This window comes from Flavobacterium agrisoli (assembly GCF_016522065.1).
In the GTDB taxonomy this organism is placed as follows: Bacteria; Bacteroidota; Bacteroidia; order Flavobacteriales; family Flavobacteriaceae; genus Flavobacterium; species Flavobacterium agrisoli.
The window spans coordinates 779,687-796,251 of record NZ_JAEHFV010000001.1; the positions used below are offsets into that span (position 1 = coordinate 779,687).

The 16,565-nt window shown below is 33.8% G+C and carries 17 protein-coding genes; 3 read left to right on the top strand and 14 right to left on the bottom strand.

What is annotated here, in order from left to right:
* Position 1 precedes the first annotated feature (1 nt).
* The 3 genes from I5M07_RS03235 to I5M07_RS03245 are packed head-to-tail and all read right to left on the bottom strand — an operon-like array spanning position 2 to position 2,309.
* Positions 2 to 748 carry an MlaD family protein gene (locus I5M07_RS03235; RefSeq protein WP_200104751.1) on the bottom strand — a complete coding sequence of 249 codons (747 nt, stop codon included), beginning with the start codon at positions 746 to 748 and terminating at the stop codon, positions 2 to 4.
* A gap of 26 nt (positions 749 to 774) precedes the next feature.
* Complete coding sequence (locus tag I5M07_RS03240; RefSeq protein ID WP_200104752.1) at positions 775 to 1,548, bottom strand: ABC transporter ATP-binding protein; 774 nt, start codon at positions 1,546 to 1,548, stop codon at positions 775 to 777.
* Positions 1,549 to 1,550: 2 nt separating this feature from the next.
* Positions 1,551 to 2,309 carry an MlaE family ABC transporter permease gene (locus I5M07_RS03245; RefSeq protein ID WP_200104753.1) on the bottom strand — a complete coding sequence of 253 codons (759 nt, stop codon included), beginning with the start codon at positions 2,307 to 2,309 and terminating at the stop codon, positions 1,551 to 1,553.
* A gap of 253 nt (positions 2,310 to 2,562) precedes the next feature.
* On the opposite strand from I5M07_RS03245, the gene I5M07_RS03250 reads away from it, so the two are divergent.
* The gene (locus I5M07_RS03250; protein ID WP_200104754.1) at positions 2,563 to 2,724 is read left to right on the top strand and encodes a DUF1328 family protein; all 162 of its coding nucleotides are present in this window, start codon (positions 2,563 to 2,565) and stop codon (positions 2,722 to 2,724) included.
* A gap of 125 nt (positions 2,725 to 2,849) precedes the next feature.
* Entirely contained in the window at positions 2,850 to 3,200 is a 351-nt protein-coding gene (locus I5M07_RS03255; protein WP_200104755.1) for a hypothetical protein, read from the top strand.
* A 56-nt stretch (positions 3,201 to 3,256) separates the two neighbouring features.
* Here I5M07_RS03255 and I5M07_RS03260 read toward each other — a convergent pair whose 3' ends face one another.
* Entirely contained in the window at positions 3,257 to 4,162 is a 906-nt protein-coding gene (locus I5M07_RS03260) for a patatin-like phospholipase family protein (RefSeq protein WP_200104756.1), read from the bottom strand.
* A gap of 43 nt (positions 4,163 to 4,205) precedes the next feature.
* Positions 4,206 to 6,269: a M1 family metallopeptidase gene (locus I5M07_RS03265; RefSeq protein ID WP_200104757.1), complete on the bottom strand. Its 2,064-nt coding sequence runs from the start codon at positions 6,267 to 6,269 to the stop codon at positions 4,206 to 4,208.
* A 92-nt stretch (positions 6,270 to 6,361) separates the two neighbouring features.
* On the opposite strand from I5M07_RS03265, the gene I5M07_RS03270 reads away from it, so the two are divergent.
* Positions 6,362 to 7,105 carry a Dph6-related ATP pyrophosphatase gene (locus I5M07_RS03270; RefSeq protein WP_200104758.1) on the top strand — a complete coding sequence of 248 codons (744 nt, stop codon included), beginning with the start codon at positions 6,362 to 6,364 and terminating at the stop codon, positions 7,103 to 7,105.
* Here I5M07_RS03270 and I5M07_RS03275 read toward each other — a convergent pair.
* The 9 genes from I5M07_RS03275 to hisG form a co-directional block, all read right to left on the bottom strand.
* Positions 7,102 to 8,754, bottom strand: a complete 1,653-nt coding sequence (locus I5M07_RS03275) for a M1 family metallopeptidase (protein ID WP_200104759.1) — start codon at positions 8,752 to 8,754, stop codon at positions 7,102 to 7,104. The genes I5M07_RS03270 and I5M07_RS03275 overlap by 4 nt on opposite strands.
* A gap of 166 nt (positions 8,755 to 8,920) precedes the next feature.
* Positions 8,921 to 9,517 (bottom strand): bifunctional phosphoribosyl-AMP cyclohydrolase/phosphoribosyl-ATP diphosphatase HisIE, encoded by a 597-nt coding sequence (gene hisIE, locus I5M07_RS03280; RefSeq protein WP_200104760.1) that lies wholly within the window; start codon positions 9,515 to 9,517, stop codon positions 8,921 to 8,923.
* A gap of 85 nt (positions 9,518 to 9,602) precedes the next feature.
* On the bottom strand, positions 9,603 to 10,358 hold the full coding sequence (hisF, locus tag I5M07_RS03285) for an imidazole glycerol phosphate synthase subunit HisF (RefSeq protein ID WP_200104761.1): 756 nt from the start codon (positions 10,356 to 10,358) through the stop codon (positions 9,603 to 9,605).
* A 72-nt stretch (positions 10,359 to 10,430) separates the two neighbouring features.
* Positions 10,431 to 11,153, bottom strand: a complete 723-nt coding sequence (gene hisA / locus I5M07_RS03290) for a 1-(5-phosphoribosyl)-5-[(5-phosphoribosylamino)methylideneamino]imidazole-4-carboxamide isomerase (protein WP_200104762.1) — start codon at positions 11,151 to 11,153, stop codon at positions 10,431 to 10,433.
* Positions 11,154 to 11,214: 61 nt separating this feature from the next.
* On the bottom strand, positions 11,215 to 11,796 hold the full coding sequence (hisH, locus tag I5M07_RS03295; protein ID WP_200104763.1) for an imidazole glycerol phosphate synthase subunit HisH: 582 nt from the start codon (positions 11,794 to 11,796) through the stop codon (positions 11,215 to 11,217).
* A gap of 80 nt (positions 11,797 to 11,876) precedes the next feature.
* The gene (gene hisB / locus I5M07_RS03300) at positions 11,877 to 13,013 is read right to left on the bottom strand and encodes a bifunctional histidinol-phosphatase/imidazoleglycerol-phosphate dehydratase HisB (RefSeq protein ID WP_200104764.1); all 1,137 of its coding nucleotides are present in this window, start codon (positions 13,011 to 13,013) and stop codon (positions 11,877 to 11,879) included.
* Positions 13,014 to 13,015: 2 nt separating this feature from the next.
* Positions 13,016 to 14,059, bottom strand: a complete 1,044-nt coding sequence (gene hisC / locus I5M07_RS03305) for a histidinol-phosphate transaminase (protein WP_200104765.1) — start codon at positions 14,057 to 14,059, stop codon at positions 13,016 to 13,018.
* Positions 14,060 to 14,174: 115 nt separating this feature from the next.
* Complete coding sequence (hisD, locus tag I5M07_RS03310) at positions 14,175 to 15,458, bottom strand: histidinol dehydrogenase (RefSeq protein ID WP_200104766.1); 1,284 nt, start codon at positions 15,456 to 15,458, stop codon at positions 14,175 to 14,177.
* A gap of 73 nt (positions 15,459 to 15,531) precedes the next feature.
* Positions 15,532 to 16,389 carry an ATP phosphoribosyltransferase gene (gene hisG, locus I5M07_RS03315; RefSeq protein ID WP_200104767.1) on the bottom strand — a complete coding sequence of 286 codons (858 nt, stop codon included), beginning with the start codon at positions 16,387 to 16,389 and terminating at the stop codon, positions 15,532 to 15,534.
* Positions 16,390 to 16,565 lie beyond the last annotated feature (176 nt).

Genomic DNA, 16,565 nt, shown 5'->3' on the forward strand with positions numbered 1-16,565 from the left:
TTTACTTTTTATTCTTTTTTTCCTCTTTCGGCAAATCTTCTTTCATGGCTTTTGCCTTTTGAATGGAATCTTCTTTAGCTTCTTTTTCCTTTCTTCTAAAATAACCTCTTAACAAAAAGTTTTCTTTTGCTGCTTCCATATTTTCATCTAAACCTTTGGATGCGCTTTGAATGTTTTTCATGGTTTTTTCGAGACTTGTGGCAACTTTTTTATCGGTAACAAGTTTAGATAAAGCACCATCTCCGTGATTCATATTATGCGAAAAAGTTGCTAATTCAGTTGTGATCACACCTGCATTGTCTACACTTTTTTTCACACTTTTCATTAAATCATCCATTTCAATTGCTTCTATAGAAGTAATTGTGGCGCCGTTTTCGATAATTTTATTGGAATGTGTTCCTGGAATAATGGTTAAAACTTTATCTCCCATCAAACCTTCGGAACCAATTGTGGCTTTCGCATCAGATTTAATGAATTTTTGCACTTCACCTTCAATGACCATTTTTACTACAACGGTCGAATCGTTTACTAAATGAATTTCTTCGATGGTTCCGACATTAATTCCCGAAAAACGTACGTTGTTTCCTACTTCGAGTCCGCTTACATTTTTAAATTTGGATTCCATTTCGAAGGTATCTCCAAATAAATTTTGTTGTTTGCCAATAAAATAGATTGTCGCTATAAAAAGAAGCAACCCAAGGGCAACAAACATTCCTAGTTTCCAGATATATGTAGATTCTTTGCTCATAATTTTTTGGTTTATGTTTTTGTTTTTTATTTAAAAAAGGCGTTTACCCATTCATCTTCACTTTTGGCTAACTCATCGTAAGTCCCTTCGGTATGAATAACGCCATCTTTTAGCATTACGATTCTATCCGCCGTTCTTTTGGCACAATCCATATCATGGGTAATGATAATTGAAGTTGTTTTACGTTTGTGTTTAATATCTAAAATCAAATCACTAATTTCTTTTGAAGTAATGGTATCCAAACCTGTAGTCGGCTCATCGTACAAAATAATTTCGGGTTTTAAAATTAAAGTACGAGCCAATCCAATTCGTTTTTTCATTCCGCCCGAAAGCTCAGATGGCATTTTATCAACCGCTTCTTCTAAACCCACACTTTCCAAAACATCCATGATTTCGGATTTCATTTCAGCAGCGCTTAAATCTTTTCGATGTCTTTGCAAGATAAAGGCCAAGTTTTGTCGAACGGACATAGAATCATACAAAGCGGCACTTTGAAATAAAAATCCTATTTTGACACGAACTGCATTGAGTTCTTCTAAATTGTAATTCACAATGTCTTCCCCAAAAACTTTCAACTCGCCTTTATCGGGTTTTACCAAACCCACTAAACATTTTATCGTAATCGATTTGCCAGAACCAGATCGGCCCAAAACCACGACGTCTTCTCCTTTAAAAACTTTTAAATTAACTCCTTTTAAAACATCGTTTTTACCAAAAGATTTTTGCAAATCATTAATTTCGATAATTGCTTCTTTCTTTTGTTCGTTTTGAGTAGGTATTTCGTGTATTTGTGTTTCCATAACTAAAAAAATAAATCGGTTATTTGTACCGCAATCATGTCTATTATAAAAATGATTAACGAAGCTGTTACTACTGCCGAATTAGCGGCTCTACCTACACTTGCTGTTCCGTTAGAGGCATTGTAACCCTCGTAACAGCCAATCATTCCAACAAAAAAACCAAAAAAGAAGGTTTTAATTGTTGCCGGAATAATATCTAAAAATTCGAGCGAATCAAACACTTGTGCAAGGTAGCGGTACAAGGTAATTTTACTATGAATATTCATTCCTACATACCCTCCAAAAATCCCAACAGCATCTGCAAAAATGACCAAAATCGGAATCATTAAAGTGGTGGCCAAAACTCGTGTAACCACTAAATAATTATATGGATTAATGGCCGAAACTTCCATGGCATCAATCTGTTCGGTTACTTTCATAGAACCCAGCTCTGCTCCTATTCCCGATGAAATTTTACCGGCACAAATTAAAGCGGTTATAACGGGTGCAATTTCACGAATAAGCGATAAACCTACCATTCCAGGTAACCACGATTCGGCACCAAAACTAACTAAGGTTGGGCGTGATTGTAAGGTTAAAACCAACCCCATAATAAAACCCGTAATCACCACCAAAGGCAGCGATTTGTATCCTATTATATAACATTGTTTAAAAAACTCTTTTAACTCATACGGAGGCACAAAAAGTTCTTTAAAAAAACGCCATGAAAACAAGGTAACATCACCTATGGCTTCAAATTTATTTTTTAAATATACTATCAAGATAATTAGGTTTAAATAATGATTATATGTTGCGTAAATCAATTGTAAAATTCTCTTATTTTAAGAAAAAAAAATTATACTTTTTTAAAAATACCTTACAGAATTCGCATCATAACTAATTATATGATAATATTTTAAGAGTTAATAATCTTTTTATATGAGTTAAGTTTGACAAAATATTTCTGCCAAATTTGTAATAAGAAAAGCCCGTAAAAAGTACGGCCTAATTAATAACCATTTAAATTTAAAGCTTATGTTACGTTGGACAGTTATATTTATAATTTTGGCAATAATTGCTGGAATATTCGGATTTGGTGGAATTGCAGCTGGTGCTGCTAGTATAGCCAAAGTATTGTTCTTTATTTTTATCATTTTATTCATCTTGTCGTTGATTAGCGGTAGAAGAAATGTTTAAAAAACTACATCAATACTCATTTTACAAATTGAAATAAGCCAAACAACGCGTTATAATATAATGTGTAATTGACATTGTTTTAAAAACGTTGTTTGGCTCTTATTTAAATCTAAAAAAAGGAAATCATGGCAATTAATTATGATAAACATGAAATTGATTACATCAATCATTATCAAGGAAAAGGGTACCGGACTAATTTTTTATTTACCGAAGGATGTTTAATGGACACCGAATCGAAATACAAATACCAACCCGAAGAAATTTTTATTGTTGCCGAGCATCGATATGAAGGAATGAGTAATCCCGATGACATGTCGGTTTTGTATGTTATTGAAACTGCAAATCGCGTAAAAGGGACTTATTTATTGGGTTACGGTCCATCGGCCGATTTGGATGCTGCGGAATTTTTTAAAAATATCCCTCAAAAACAAGTGTCAGAAAAAGAAAACATCAACGAAGATAAACGTTCGAAATAAAAACCGTTTTCGTTTAAAATAGTAAGGTTTAGCATCAAATGTTAAGCCTTTTTTATTTACATTTTTTTGTGATCGCTCATCAATTCTGATTTATTTTGAGCATATTCGTAACCTTGCTCCCACCATTTTTTCATTTCATTTTTATTGAAAATCAAAGCATTGTCGGTCAATTTTGTTGGGGTATAATACAAATTCAATTTGACATCTTTACTCGAAGCTAATAATTTTCCGATTATAATATCGTGTCTTTCAACCTGATCCAAAGCAATCCGAAACAAATCTATCATTAACGAAAATGGATTTTTCCCAATAACATTTTTAGAGGTATTAACTTCTGTTTCTAACACAATTACATCAATTTCGGTTGCCCCGCGGTTAATAGCTTCACGAATTGGAACCAAACTCGAAAAACCGCCATCTCCGTATTCGCAATTGTCTTTTGTAGCAATACTCATAAACGGAATATAATTGCTCGAAATCCAGATCCATTCGCAAAACTCTTCGTAACTGGAATGCTTTATCGATTTGTATTCGGGCTCGTTTTTAGTAAGATTCGTAACGGTTATAATAATGTCTATTTTGGATGCTTTTAGAATGTTAAATTCGGTTAAAGTAAAATTCGATTTGATATATTCTAATAAACGCTGGCTTTCGCCAAAAGTTCGTTTTCCTTTAATAAACTGCCGAATAACATTAAAATGATTAACTGTTACTATCGGAATTCCTTTCTTTTGTTTGACCACAAACGGACTTACATTAAAAATCGTTTTACCGTTGACATTGGTGTAAATTCGGTGAATTTTTTGCATTTTGCCCAAAGCCAAATGTGGTATGAGCAAACTACCCGTAGATGTTCCTAAATACAAATCGTATTGGTGCTTTTTTTGCTGAATTAAATATTGGGCTACGCCACCGGCAAATGCGCCTTTACTTCCACCACCTGAAATGACCAATGCTCTCATAAATTTTAAATCGTCTTTCTAAATTTTAGTCGCTGATTTTTGTTTATTCTTTCAGTAACCTATTCAATTGAAATTGTTCGTCAGGGTTCAAAATAGGCAAAATTCTTTCAAAAACAGCACGATCTGATGGATTTTTAAGCATTTTTCGAATTGTATCTCTTCCATATTTGGAAAATTGCCACATGTGATGCGTAGTAGCGTTTACTAAATTAATATATACTTCCTCCGATAAAATATTAAAATTCAACAACTTTTCCAAAGCATTTTGATGCGTATAGGCTTCGTATTTTGGAGAAGAAAAAGCAATCAATTCGGTAACCGCTTCCTGCGGATTTTGTAAATAATTTTCAGTTGAAAGCGCCAAAGAAAGCCATAATGTTCGCAAATTATAATCGTTAAAACCGATCCAATTTTTGGATAATTCTAAATAACGAAAACGATCCTTCGGAAAATTAGACCACAAATAATACAGGACTATTTCCTGAGTTTGATACGATTGATCTTGTAATAACGTTTCGTACTGTGCTTTAAAGTCAGACGGGATTTTAGGTAAACTTGCTGCGACTTCCTGACGTACCGAAACTATATTGGTTTGAAGTGCTAATTGAAGTAATTCTTTTTTATCAGGATAATTTTCATTTTTCAACTGCTGGACAATGTATTCTTTGATTTTAAAATAACAATCCGATTGTAGGACTTTCTTAAAAAAAGCGGCTTTTTGAGTTAACGGCTCTTTCTTTACTTTTTCCACTTCAAAAAGCAATTGAATTTGTTTGTTTTTTAGGAGTAAGTCGTTTGCTTCTTGCGTGTTAAATGCAACTGTTTCCAGCCAATTTTTCTTAAAACTTTCGGTATCGTATTTGGAAACTTTATTGATTTCGGTTAAAAAATCATCGGTAGTTACGGTTTGAAAAGCGTAGGAATTCAAATAATTTTTAATAGCTTTTTTAAAGGCTTTATCGCCTATATTTTGATGCAAAACAAACAAAGCCCACGCTCCCTTTTCGTAAAAAGTCAACGAACTCGCTTTCGCATTTAAAACCGGAATCGTATCGGTTCTAGATGCGAATTTTAGTTGCTGTGCCGTTTCGTATAATTTGAAATAAAAATAATCCTCGCCGTACAATTCTTTTTCGGCTAAAAGAGCGTAATAGGTTGCAAATCCTTCCTGCAGCCAATGATGTTTGCCTTCTTTCGCAGTTATCAAATCACCAAACCATTGATGAGCCAATTCGTGCGCATTTACATTTGTATATTTTCTATCCGAAAAACCAATGCTATCCACCACATAATTAGTTGAAAATAAAGTAGAAGATGTGTTTTCCATTCCGGCATATAAAAAATCACGTACGGGTATTTGACGGTAAATTTGCCACGGATATTTCACTCCAATTTCTTTTTCGAGAAAATCAAAAATTTGATTAGAACCAAAATAAGTGGTTTCAAATTTGGAAGCATCAGCTGGCTCCATATAATTTTCTAACGGAATTTTAGACTTTGAGTAGCTACATTTTTTATCGAATTTACCGATGGCCAGCATCAACAAATACGAACTCATCGGTTCCTGCATACGGTATTGCCAAATGTTTTTTTGCCCTTGTTGGATTTTATTTTTTAAAAGTCCGTTAGCCACCACTTCATAACCCGAATCAAAAGTGATGTCTAGATTAAAAATCATTTTTTCATTAACATCGTCAAAACTCGGAAACCAATTGCTGGTGTAACGTCCTTGCCCTTGTGTCCAAATTTGCAAGTTATGGGTAGCCTCACTTCCAACAAAATAAAGAGCTTGTTTTGGAGTCGCTTCGTAGGTTAATTCAATCGTTTTTTTTCCCGCAACAAACGAATGAATAAGAAACAATTGATTGTCGGTTACTTTAAAATCAATTGCATTATTATCCAACAAAACTTTCGAAAACTGCATTTTACGAGCATCTATTTTAATGGTATCTCTCGTTTTTAAAACATCCAATTGATAGGTTACAGTTCCGTGTATTTTTTTTTCTTTTGCATCAATCACAAGTTGGCCGTTCGCCGTTTTAAAGTCAACAAATTGGGTTTGTTGTGCAAATGTAAAAAGAGAGAAAAAAAACAATAAATATTTCATCTTGACGAATTAGAAGTAGCATTCAAATTTAAAGATTTCAGTTCATCTTTTAATCCTATTTCGTAAGTTTACTTTTTGAAAAACTACCTAATTTGAAACCAAAAGCCCTTTTTAATTGGAGTAGCGGAAAAGATTCTGCCTTCGCCTTATATAAAATTCTCCAACAAAACGAATTTAAAATTGAGTGTTTGCTTACGAGTGTAAATCAAAAATACAATCGTGTTTCGATGCATGGTGTTCGAACCGAATTAATTATAAAACAAGCTGAAAGCATCGGTATTCCTCTTAAAATAATGGAATTACCAGAAATGCCGAGCATGGAAATTTACGAAGATGTAATGCGAGAAACTTTATTTAAATTGAAAGAAAAGGGCGTTACGCATTCTATTTTTGGAGATATTTTTTTAGAAGATTTACGAAAATACCGCGAAGAAAAATTAGCCACAATGGATTTAGAAGCTGTTTTTCCGCTTTGGAAAATTCCGACTACGAATTTGATTCAGGATTTTTTGCAATTGGGATTTAAAACCATTGTGGTTTGTGTAAATGAACAGTATTTGGACAAAAGTTTTGTAGGCCGTGTAATCGACAAAAAATTTATTGCCGATTTACCCGAAAATGTAGACGTTTGCGGCGAAAATGGTGAGTTTCATACTTTTACTTTTGATGGTCCGATTTTTTCAAAACCTATTGAATTTGAAATTGGAGAAATTGTTTATCGAAAATATGAAAAACCAAAAACAGAGTCTACAAATACGGCTTGTGACAGTAATGATGACTCTGCTTTTGATTATGGATTTTGGTATTGCGATTTACTTATTAAAGCAAACCATTAAGGTGTTACATTCAAACTGGTAACGTAAAAATTTTCATCAACAACTAGTTTTGAATTTTTACTCGAAACCGATAAACTTTGCATTTGAGTTGTTGGTTTTAAAAGTTGCTCTTTCCCGTCAAGAGATACTTTTACAGGGATATCAAAATCGGGAACGCAATTCACCCAACGGTAATGCATTTTTTTTCCTGAAAACGAATATTCTAAAGTAGGAACCCTCGTTGTGCGCAAATACTGATCGAAAAATGGTTTTAAGTGCATTCCTGTTTGTTCGCTCAAATAGTCTTCAATTTGCTGCGTAGTGACCGTTTGATGGTAAAAAGTACTATTTAAACCTCTTAAAATTTGACGCCATTTTTCGTCATTATTCACTAATTGGCGTAAGGTGTGCAACATATTGGCGCCTTTATAATACATATCGCCCGAACCTTCGTTGTTAACATCATAATGACCAATGATAGGTTTATCATTTTCAATGTTTTTTCGGTTGCCTAAAATATATTCATAAGCCGCTTTTTTGCCATAGTAATATTCTAAAAACAAACTTTCCGAATAATTAGTGAAACTTTCGTGAATCCACATATCGGCAATATCTTTATAGGTGATATTATTAGCAAACCACTCGTGACCCGATTCGTGAATAATGATAAAATCAAATTTCAACCCCCAACCGGTTCCACTTAAATCGGAACCCAAATAACCATTTTTATATTGATTCCCGTAGGTAACCGAACTTTGATGTTCCATACCCAAGTACGGCACTTCGACTAATTTATAACTGTCTTCATAAAAAGGATAAGGTCCAAACCAGTGCTCAAATGCTTTCAACATTTTAGGAGCATCTTCAAATTGTTTTTTTGCTTTGGCTAAATTGTCTTTCAAAACATAATAATCACAGTCTAAAATACCTTTTTCTCCATTAAATTTTTCAGAAAAATGAACATAATCACCAATATTGATATTTACCCCATAGTTATTAATAGGATTAGAAACATACCAATTAAATGTTTTTGTTCCATCTTTTTCATTTTCGACACTTTGCAACCGGCCATTAGAGACATCCGTTAAATTACTGGGAACATTTACGCTAATTGACATGTTTTCAACCTCGTCGTACATGTGATCTTTATTGGGCCACCACACACTAGCTCCCAAACCTTGACATGAAGAAGCGATAAAATCATTTCCATTTTTGTCTTTTTGCCAAGTAATACCACCATCCCAAGGCGGGCGAACCGCAACTTTTGGTTTTCCGCCAAAAGAAACAATAATTTCATTGGTATTGCCTATTTTTTGAAGATTTTCCAAAGTGATAAAAAAAGCATTACCATCACGTTTAAACTGTAATTCTTGTCCGTTTTGTGTGACTTTATAAATTTGCATCGGCTCTTGCAAATCAATTTGCATGATTTGATACGGTTTTATAACGGTATACTTTATGGTATTCGAACCCACAATAGTGCTGTCTTTTGGGTTCACTTTTACTGCCAAATGATAGTGTTTTAAATCCCACCACTCGCGTTCTTTGGTAATACTGCCTCGCAAGGTATCTTGGTGAGTAAACTTTACTTCGGACTTGTTTAAAAGTCCTTGCGAAAAAATACTGCTGCTGCTTAAAACAAACAATAGTAATACGGCTAATTTCTTCATTTTAAAATACAATTGAATAACTTAAAATTTTTCAAAATGTAACAAAAATAACCACATTGATTACAAAACAGCACTACACTAAGTAGATTTATTCGATTTTAACATTTTACTTTTTGAAACTAATGAAAATCAGGAATATAAAAAACCGACCTAAGGCCGGTTCAAATTATTTATGTCTTTGTTTTAGAATGCCAATCACATCTTTTAATTGAAATCCTTTTGCTTGCAATAAAATCAAATAATGGAATAACAAGTCGGCACTTTCATTTAAAAATAAATCATCGTCATTGTCTTTGGCTTCAATCACGACTTCTACCGCTTCCTCTCCAACTTTTTGAGCAATTTTATTGATTCCTTTTTCGAATAAAGAAGCTACATAACTCTTATCAGCATTTGCGTTTTCTTTTCGATCTTTTATAATCGTTTCTAAATTCGAAATAAAACCGAAATTTTCGTGATTAGGTTCTTGCCAACAAGTATCAGCGCCGGTATGACAAGTTGGGCCAACCGGTTTTGCCTGAATCAAAAGGGTATCGCCATCACAGTCGTTTTTTATATCAACTAATTCTAAAAAGTTACCACTCTCCTCGCCTTTTGTCCAAAGTCTTTGTTTGGAACGGCTGAAGAAAGTTACTTTTTGAGTTTCGATTGTTTTTTGAAGCGATTCTTCATTCATATAACCCAACATCAAAACATTTTTAGTTTCACTGTCTTGGATAATTGCCGGAATCAATCCGTGGGCGCTTTTGATATCTATGTTCATTATTTTAAGTATTAAGTTGTAAGTATCATGTAGTAAGTAAAAAAAGGATTTTATAAAATACTTAATCCTTCATAATTCACACTTCTTAGAGACGTACTTCTATATTGTTATTTTTAAGTTCTTGTTTTAATGTTTTGATTTCAATTTCCTTGAAATGAAACACACTTGCTGCCAATGCTGCATCCGATTTTCCATCAACAAAAGTATCTACAAAATGTTGAATATTTCCTGCTCCTCCCGAAGCAATAATCGGAATATTAACCAATTCTGATAATCTAGCCAAAGCTTCATTGGCAAAACCGCTTTTAGTTCCATCATTATTCATTGAGGTGAAAAGGATTTCTCCAGCTCCTCTTTGCTCTACTTCAACAGCCCAATCAAACAATCGGATTTCTGTTGGAACTTTTCCACCTACCAAATGCACCATCCATTCACCATCAATTTGTTTGGCATCAATTGCCACTACCACACATTGAGAACCAAATTTGTTTGCCAAATCGTTAATTAGCTGTGGATTTTTCACAGCCGATGAATTAATGGAAACCTTATCAGCTCCGTTTTGCAACAATACTTCCACATCTTCCACAGCCGAAATTCCACCGCCAACCGTAAACGGAATATTAATCGTCGAAGCTACTTTTCGAACTAAATCGACCAATGTTCTTCTTCTTTCTTCGGTTGCCGAAATATCCAAAAAAACCAATTCATCAGCACCTTCATCCGAATAGATTTTGGCCAATTCCACAGGATCTCCAGCATCACGCAAATCTACGAAATTAACACCCTTAACGGTTCTTCCGTTTTTGATATCGAGGCAAGGGATTATTCTTTTTGTAAGCATATTTTATAAGTTGTTAGTTGACCGTTGTTGGTTGTTGGTCGATAAAAACTATCAACTTACAACCAACAACTATCAACCAATTATATAATTCTCTAATTGTTTCAACGAAATTCTACCCTCGTAAATCGCTTTCCCGATAATAGTTCCTTCACAGCCTATTTCGGCTAATTTTGGTAATTCATCAAAGGTTGAAATTCCTCCGGATGCGATTAATTTTAATCCTTCTGCTTGTTTTAAAATCTTAGCGTACAAATCAAAACTTGGACCTTGCAACATTCCATCTTTTGCAATGTCAGTACAAATTACATACTGAATTCCTTTGGTTTGATAGTCTTGAATAAATGGAACTAAATCTTCATTTGAATCTTCTAACCATCCTGAAACAGCTACTTTTTCATTATTCGCATCAGCTCCTAAAATGATTTTATCTGAACCATATTCAGCAATCCATTTTTCAAAAACTGCACGATTTTTCACAGCAATACTTCCGCCTGTAATTTGGTTTGCACCAGATTCAAAAGCAATTTTCAAATCAGAATCGGCTTTCAATCCACCACCAAAATCAATTTTCAATTTGGTTTGTGAAGCAATTTGCTCTAATATTTTATAATTGACAATTTTACTGGATTTTGCTCCATCCAAATCTACTAAATGTAAATATTCGATTCCGTGTGCTTCAAATTCTTTGGCTACTTCCAACGGATTTTCGTTGTATATGATTTTGGTATTGTAATCGCCTTTGGATAAACGAACACATTTTCCTTCGATGATGTCTATAGCTGGTATTATTCTCATTTTAATTAGTCTTAATGTTTTAAAGTTGAAAGTCTTAAAGTCTTAAAGTCTTTAACTTAATTTATAATTCAAGAAAATTTCCCAGAATTTTCTCCCCTACATCACCACTTTTTTCAGGGTGGAATTGTGTTCCGTAGAAATTTCCATTTTCTAATGCTGATGAATATTCTACTTCATATTCAGTTGTTGCTATGGTTTCTTTACAAATTGTCGCATAAAAACTGTGAACCAAATACATATATTCTTTCTCAGCGATTCCTTTAAATAAATCTGATTTTAGATTGTAAATCGTGTTCCATCCCATTTGTGGTACTTTTACTTTTGAAGAGAATTTAACTACATCGACATCAAAAATCCTCAATCCTTTTGTATTTCCTTCTTCGGATGAATTACACATCAATTGCATTCCCAAACAAATTCCTAAAACTGGTTGTGTTAAAGTTGGAATCAAAGTATCTAAACCACTTTCCTTTAATCTGTTCATAGCATAACTTGCTTCTCCAACTCCTGGAAAAATCACTTTATCAGCTGATTTTATTTCGTCAGGATTGTTGCTCAAAACTGCTTTGTAGCCCAATCTTTCGATGGCAAACATTATGCTTTGAATGTTTCCTGCTCCGTAATTTATGATTACTATATTCATTTTTTTTAGTCTTAAAGTCAAAAGTCAAAAGTCCTAATGTCGTTTACTTTCGACTTTATGACTTTCGGCATTATGACTTATTACAGCATTCCTTTCGTACTTGGCAAAATCATTTTCTCTGTGTCACGTTTTACAGCCACTTTTATTGCTTTGGCGAAAGCCTTGAAAATTGCTTCAATTTTGTGGTGTTCGTTATCGCCTTCCGCTTTGATGTTGATATTCGCTTTGGCACCATCAGAAAAAGATTTAAAGAAGTGGAAAAACATTTCGGTTGGCATTTTACCCACCATTTCACGTTTGAATTCCGTTTCCCAAACCAACCAATTTCTTCCTCCAAAATCAATGGCTACTTGCGATAAGCAGTCATCCATTGGCAAACAAAAACCGTAACGTTCGATTCCTAATTTGTTTCCTAATGCTTTTGCGAAAACTTCTCCTAAAGCAATTGCGGTGTCTTCAATCGTGTGGTGTTCGTCAACTTCTAAATCTCCTTTTACCAAGATTTCCAAGTCCATTTGTCCGTGACGTGAAATTTGATCTAACATATGGTCGAAAAAAGCAATTCCCGTATCGATTTTGCTTTTTCCTGTTCCATCCAAATTCAGGTTGATGTAAATATCTGTTTCGTGCGTTTTTCTGGTGATAGAAGCCGTACGTTCGTCTAATTTTAAAAACTCATAAATCGCTTTCCAATCGGTAGATTGCAACACAATTGTAGCATCTAATTCCTCTCTTTTAGCACTGATTTCATTACTTCCTGCTCCATCAGTCGTGTTCATAAAGATGGCTTTTGCACCTAAATTTTTCGCCAATTCCACATCAGTCAAACGATCTCCTAATACAAATGAATTTGCTAAATCATAGTTTGGGTTATTAATATATTTCGTCAACATTCCCGTTCTCGGCTTACGAGTTGGCGCATTGTCTTCAGGAAACGAACGATCTACAAAAATATCATCAAATAAAACTCCTTCGTTTTCAAAGGCTCTCAAGATAAAATTTTGCGTTGGCCAAAACGTATCTTCAGGAAAACTATCCGTTCCTAAACCGTCTTGGTTGGTTACCATTGCCAATTCAAAATCCAATTCATTGGCAATTTTTGCCAAATATTGAAAAGCTTTTGGAAAAAATTCTAATTTATCTAAACTGTCTAATTGTAATCCTTCTGGCTCTAAAACAATCGTTCCGTCACGATCTATAAAAAGTACTTTTTTCATTTTTAAGATTTTAATGCTTCCATTAATTTTTTATTTTCAACCTCTGTTCCAATAGTCAAACGCAAGGTATTTTCACATAAAGGTTGTGTCGTTCTGTTGCGAATTACAATTCCTTTCTTGATTAATTCATCGTACCTTTTGTTAGCGTCATCCACTTTTATCAAGATGAAATTAGCTTCTGTTGGATAAATTTTTTCTACAAAACTTACATCAACTAATACTTTAAGTAATCGCTCTCTTTGTTCAATAATTGAAGCTATTTCAGATTTTATTTTTTCAGGGTTACTCAAGCGCTCCAAAGCTCTTAATTGCGTCAATTCATTTACATTGTAAGGTGGCTTTATTTTGTTTAAAACCGAAATTACTTCTGCAGAAGCATAACAAATTCCCAAACGAATTCCTGCTAAACCGTATGCTTTTGAAAGTGTTTGCGTAATAACCAAATTTGGATATTCTTCTATTTTTGCCAACCAACTTGCCTTTTCTGAAAAGTCAATATATGCTTCGTCAATCACAATAAATCCATTGAATTTTTCCAATAAAGTGGTTACACTTTCTGTTGTAAAAGAATTTCCTGTAGGATTATTTGGTGAACATAAAAAGATAATTTTTGTATTGGCGTCAACAGCTTCTAAAATCTTTTCTACTTGTGGTTGAAAATCAGTAGAAAGTAAAACTTCTCTGTTTTCTATATTATTAAGATTTGACAAAACACCGTACATCCCGTAAGTTGGAGGTAATGAAATAATATTGTCGATTTTAGGCTCACAAAAAGCTCTGAATAACAAATCCAAAACTTCATCGCTTCCGTTTCCTAATAAAATTTGATTGGTATTTACGTTTTTTTCTTTCGCTAAAACTGCTTTCACACTGCTTTGTTGCGGATCTGGATAACGATTTACACCATTCTGAAATGGATTTTCATTAGCATCCAAAAATATCATATCGGCAGTATCAAAATCTTCAAACTCATCACGAGCCGAAGAATAAGGCTTCATCGACTTAACGTTTTCACGAACTATATTATTTATATCGAAATTTTTCATGTTCTTTATTTTTTAAGAGAAAAGAAGAAAGATGCTAGAGGAAAGACTTAATCTTAATAGTTACTCTATTTCATTCTCTTCATTAATCTCTTTTCTTGCTTCTTGTCTCTTTTTTCTATTTTAAACTCTCCAATCTCAAAGTAACTGCATTTTTATGCGCTTGCAATCCTTCGGCTTCGGCCATAATTTCAATTGCTTTACCAATGTTTTTAATTCCTTTTTCAGAAATTTTCTGAAATGTCATCGATTTAGTAAAACTATCCAAATTTACTCCGCTATAATTCTTGGCATAACCATTAGTTGGCAACGTATGATTGGTTCCTGAAGCATAATCTCCGGCGCTTTCGGGTGTATAATTTCCAATAAAAACCGAACCTGCATTACCAATATTATTGACATAAAAATCTTCGTCTTTGGTACAAATAATAAAATGTTCTGGACCATATTCATCGATTAATTCCAAAGCAATTTTGTCATTTTCTACAAAAATTAATTTGGAATTAGCAGTGGCTTTTTCAGCAATAGCTTTTCTTGGAAGAACATCTAATTGCAGTTCGATTTCTTTTTCAACTTCATCAATCAATTCTTTTGAAGTAGAAACCAAAATCACCTGACTGTCCGTTCCGTGTTCTGCTTGCGACAACAAATCCGAAGCTATAAAAGCTGGAACAGCCGTATTATCAGCGACAATCAACAATTCCGAAGGACCAGCCGGCATATCGATGGCAACACCAAATTGAGTAGCCAGTTGTTTGGCAACTGTTACAAACTGATTTCCAGGACCGAAAATCTTATATACTTTAGGAATAGATTCAGTTCCAAAAGTCATACCTGCAATAGCTTGGATCCCTCCTATTTTTAATATTTTAGTTACACCACATAAATTAGCGGCATACAAAATAGCAGGATTTATTTTTCCATTTTTATCCGGTGGCGAACACAAAACAATTTCGTTGCAACCCGCAATATTAGCCGGAACAGCCAACATCAAAACCGTTGAAAACAAAGGAGCAGTTCCTCCTGGAATGTACAAACCAATCTTTTGAATAGGTCTTTTTTCTTGCCAGCAATTTACACCTTCAGTTGTTTCAATCTCAATTTTACTTGTCTTTTGAACAGCGTGGAATTTCTCAATATTTGATTTTGCTAATTGAATAGCTGATTTCAATTCTTCGGAAACTAAAGCCTGAGCTTCAGAAATTTCAGCAGTAGTCACTTCAAAAGTAGCCAAAGCTGTACCATCAAAAATTGACGTATATTTTAAAATGGCTTCGTCTCCTTTTTTCTGTACTTCTTTAAAAATTTCCTTCACCGTTGATTCTATATCATCAACTGTTTTGGTTGGTCTTTTTAAAATTTCTGACCATGTATTTTGAGCTGGATTATATATTTTGTTCATTTTATTTTAAGCTACTAAGTTTCTAAGATGCTGAGTTACTAAGTTTTATTTATCGAAACAAAATTTAAGTCTTTTACAAAACCATTTTTTCGATTGGGCAAACCAAAATTCCTTCGGCTCCAACGGCTTTTAATTGATCGATTACTTCCCAAAAAGTATCTTTATCAATTACCGAATGCACACTGCTCCAACCTTCCTGAGCCAAAGGCAACACTGTCAAACTTCGCAAAACAGGTAATATCTGCCCCACTTCTTCAATTTTATCATTAGGCACATTCATCAAAATATATCTTGAATTACGGGCACGCAAAACCGATTGTATTCGGAATTTCAATTTATCAATTAATTCTTGAATATCGGGAGTCACCATTGGAGAAACCGCCAAAACCGCCTCACTTTTCAAAATTACTTCTACTTCTTTTAAATTGTTTTTAAACAACGTACTGCCGCTTGAAACAATATCAACAATCGCATCGGCCAAACCGATATTGGGTGCAATTTCAACCGAGCCAGAAATTTGGTGAATATCTACTTTTAGACCAAACGAATCAAAATATTCATTTACCGTATTTGGGTATGAAGTTGCAATACGCAATCCGTTTAAGTCTTTTATAGAATTATATTCGAAAGTTTTAGGAACTGCTACTGAAACTTTACATTTAGAAAAGCCTAATTTTTGAACTACTTCGATGTCTTTTCCTTTTTCTACCAAAAGATTATCGCCCACAATAGCAATATCCACTACTCCATCAATTAGGTATTGAGGAATATCCGAATTTCGTAAATACAAAACTTCTAAAGGGAAATTAGACGCTTCCGCCTTTAATTGATCGATACCGTTGTTGATTGAAATTCCGCAATCTTTCAGAATCTGAATACTATCTTCGTTTAAACGTCCTGATTTTTGAATGGCAATTTTTAAAGTACTCATTTTTTATTTTTTTTGGTTAATAGTTTGAGTACAAAGAATCGGTAACAAAAAACCCGTTTGATGTACTCAAACGGGTTTATAAATATGATGTTTTACACGCATACCATTAACACATCGCTTGAGAGCAATTATGCAAATGATGATGATGTAATTGAATTGAAATCATTTTGATTGTT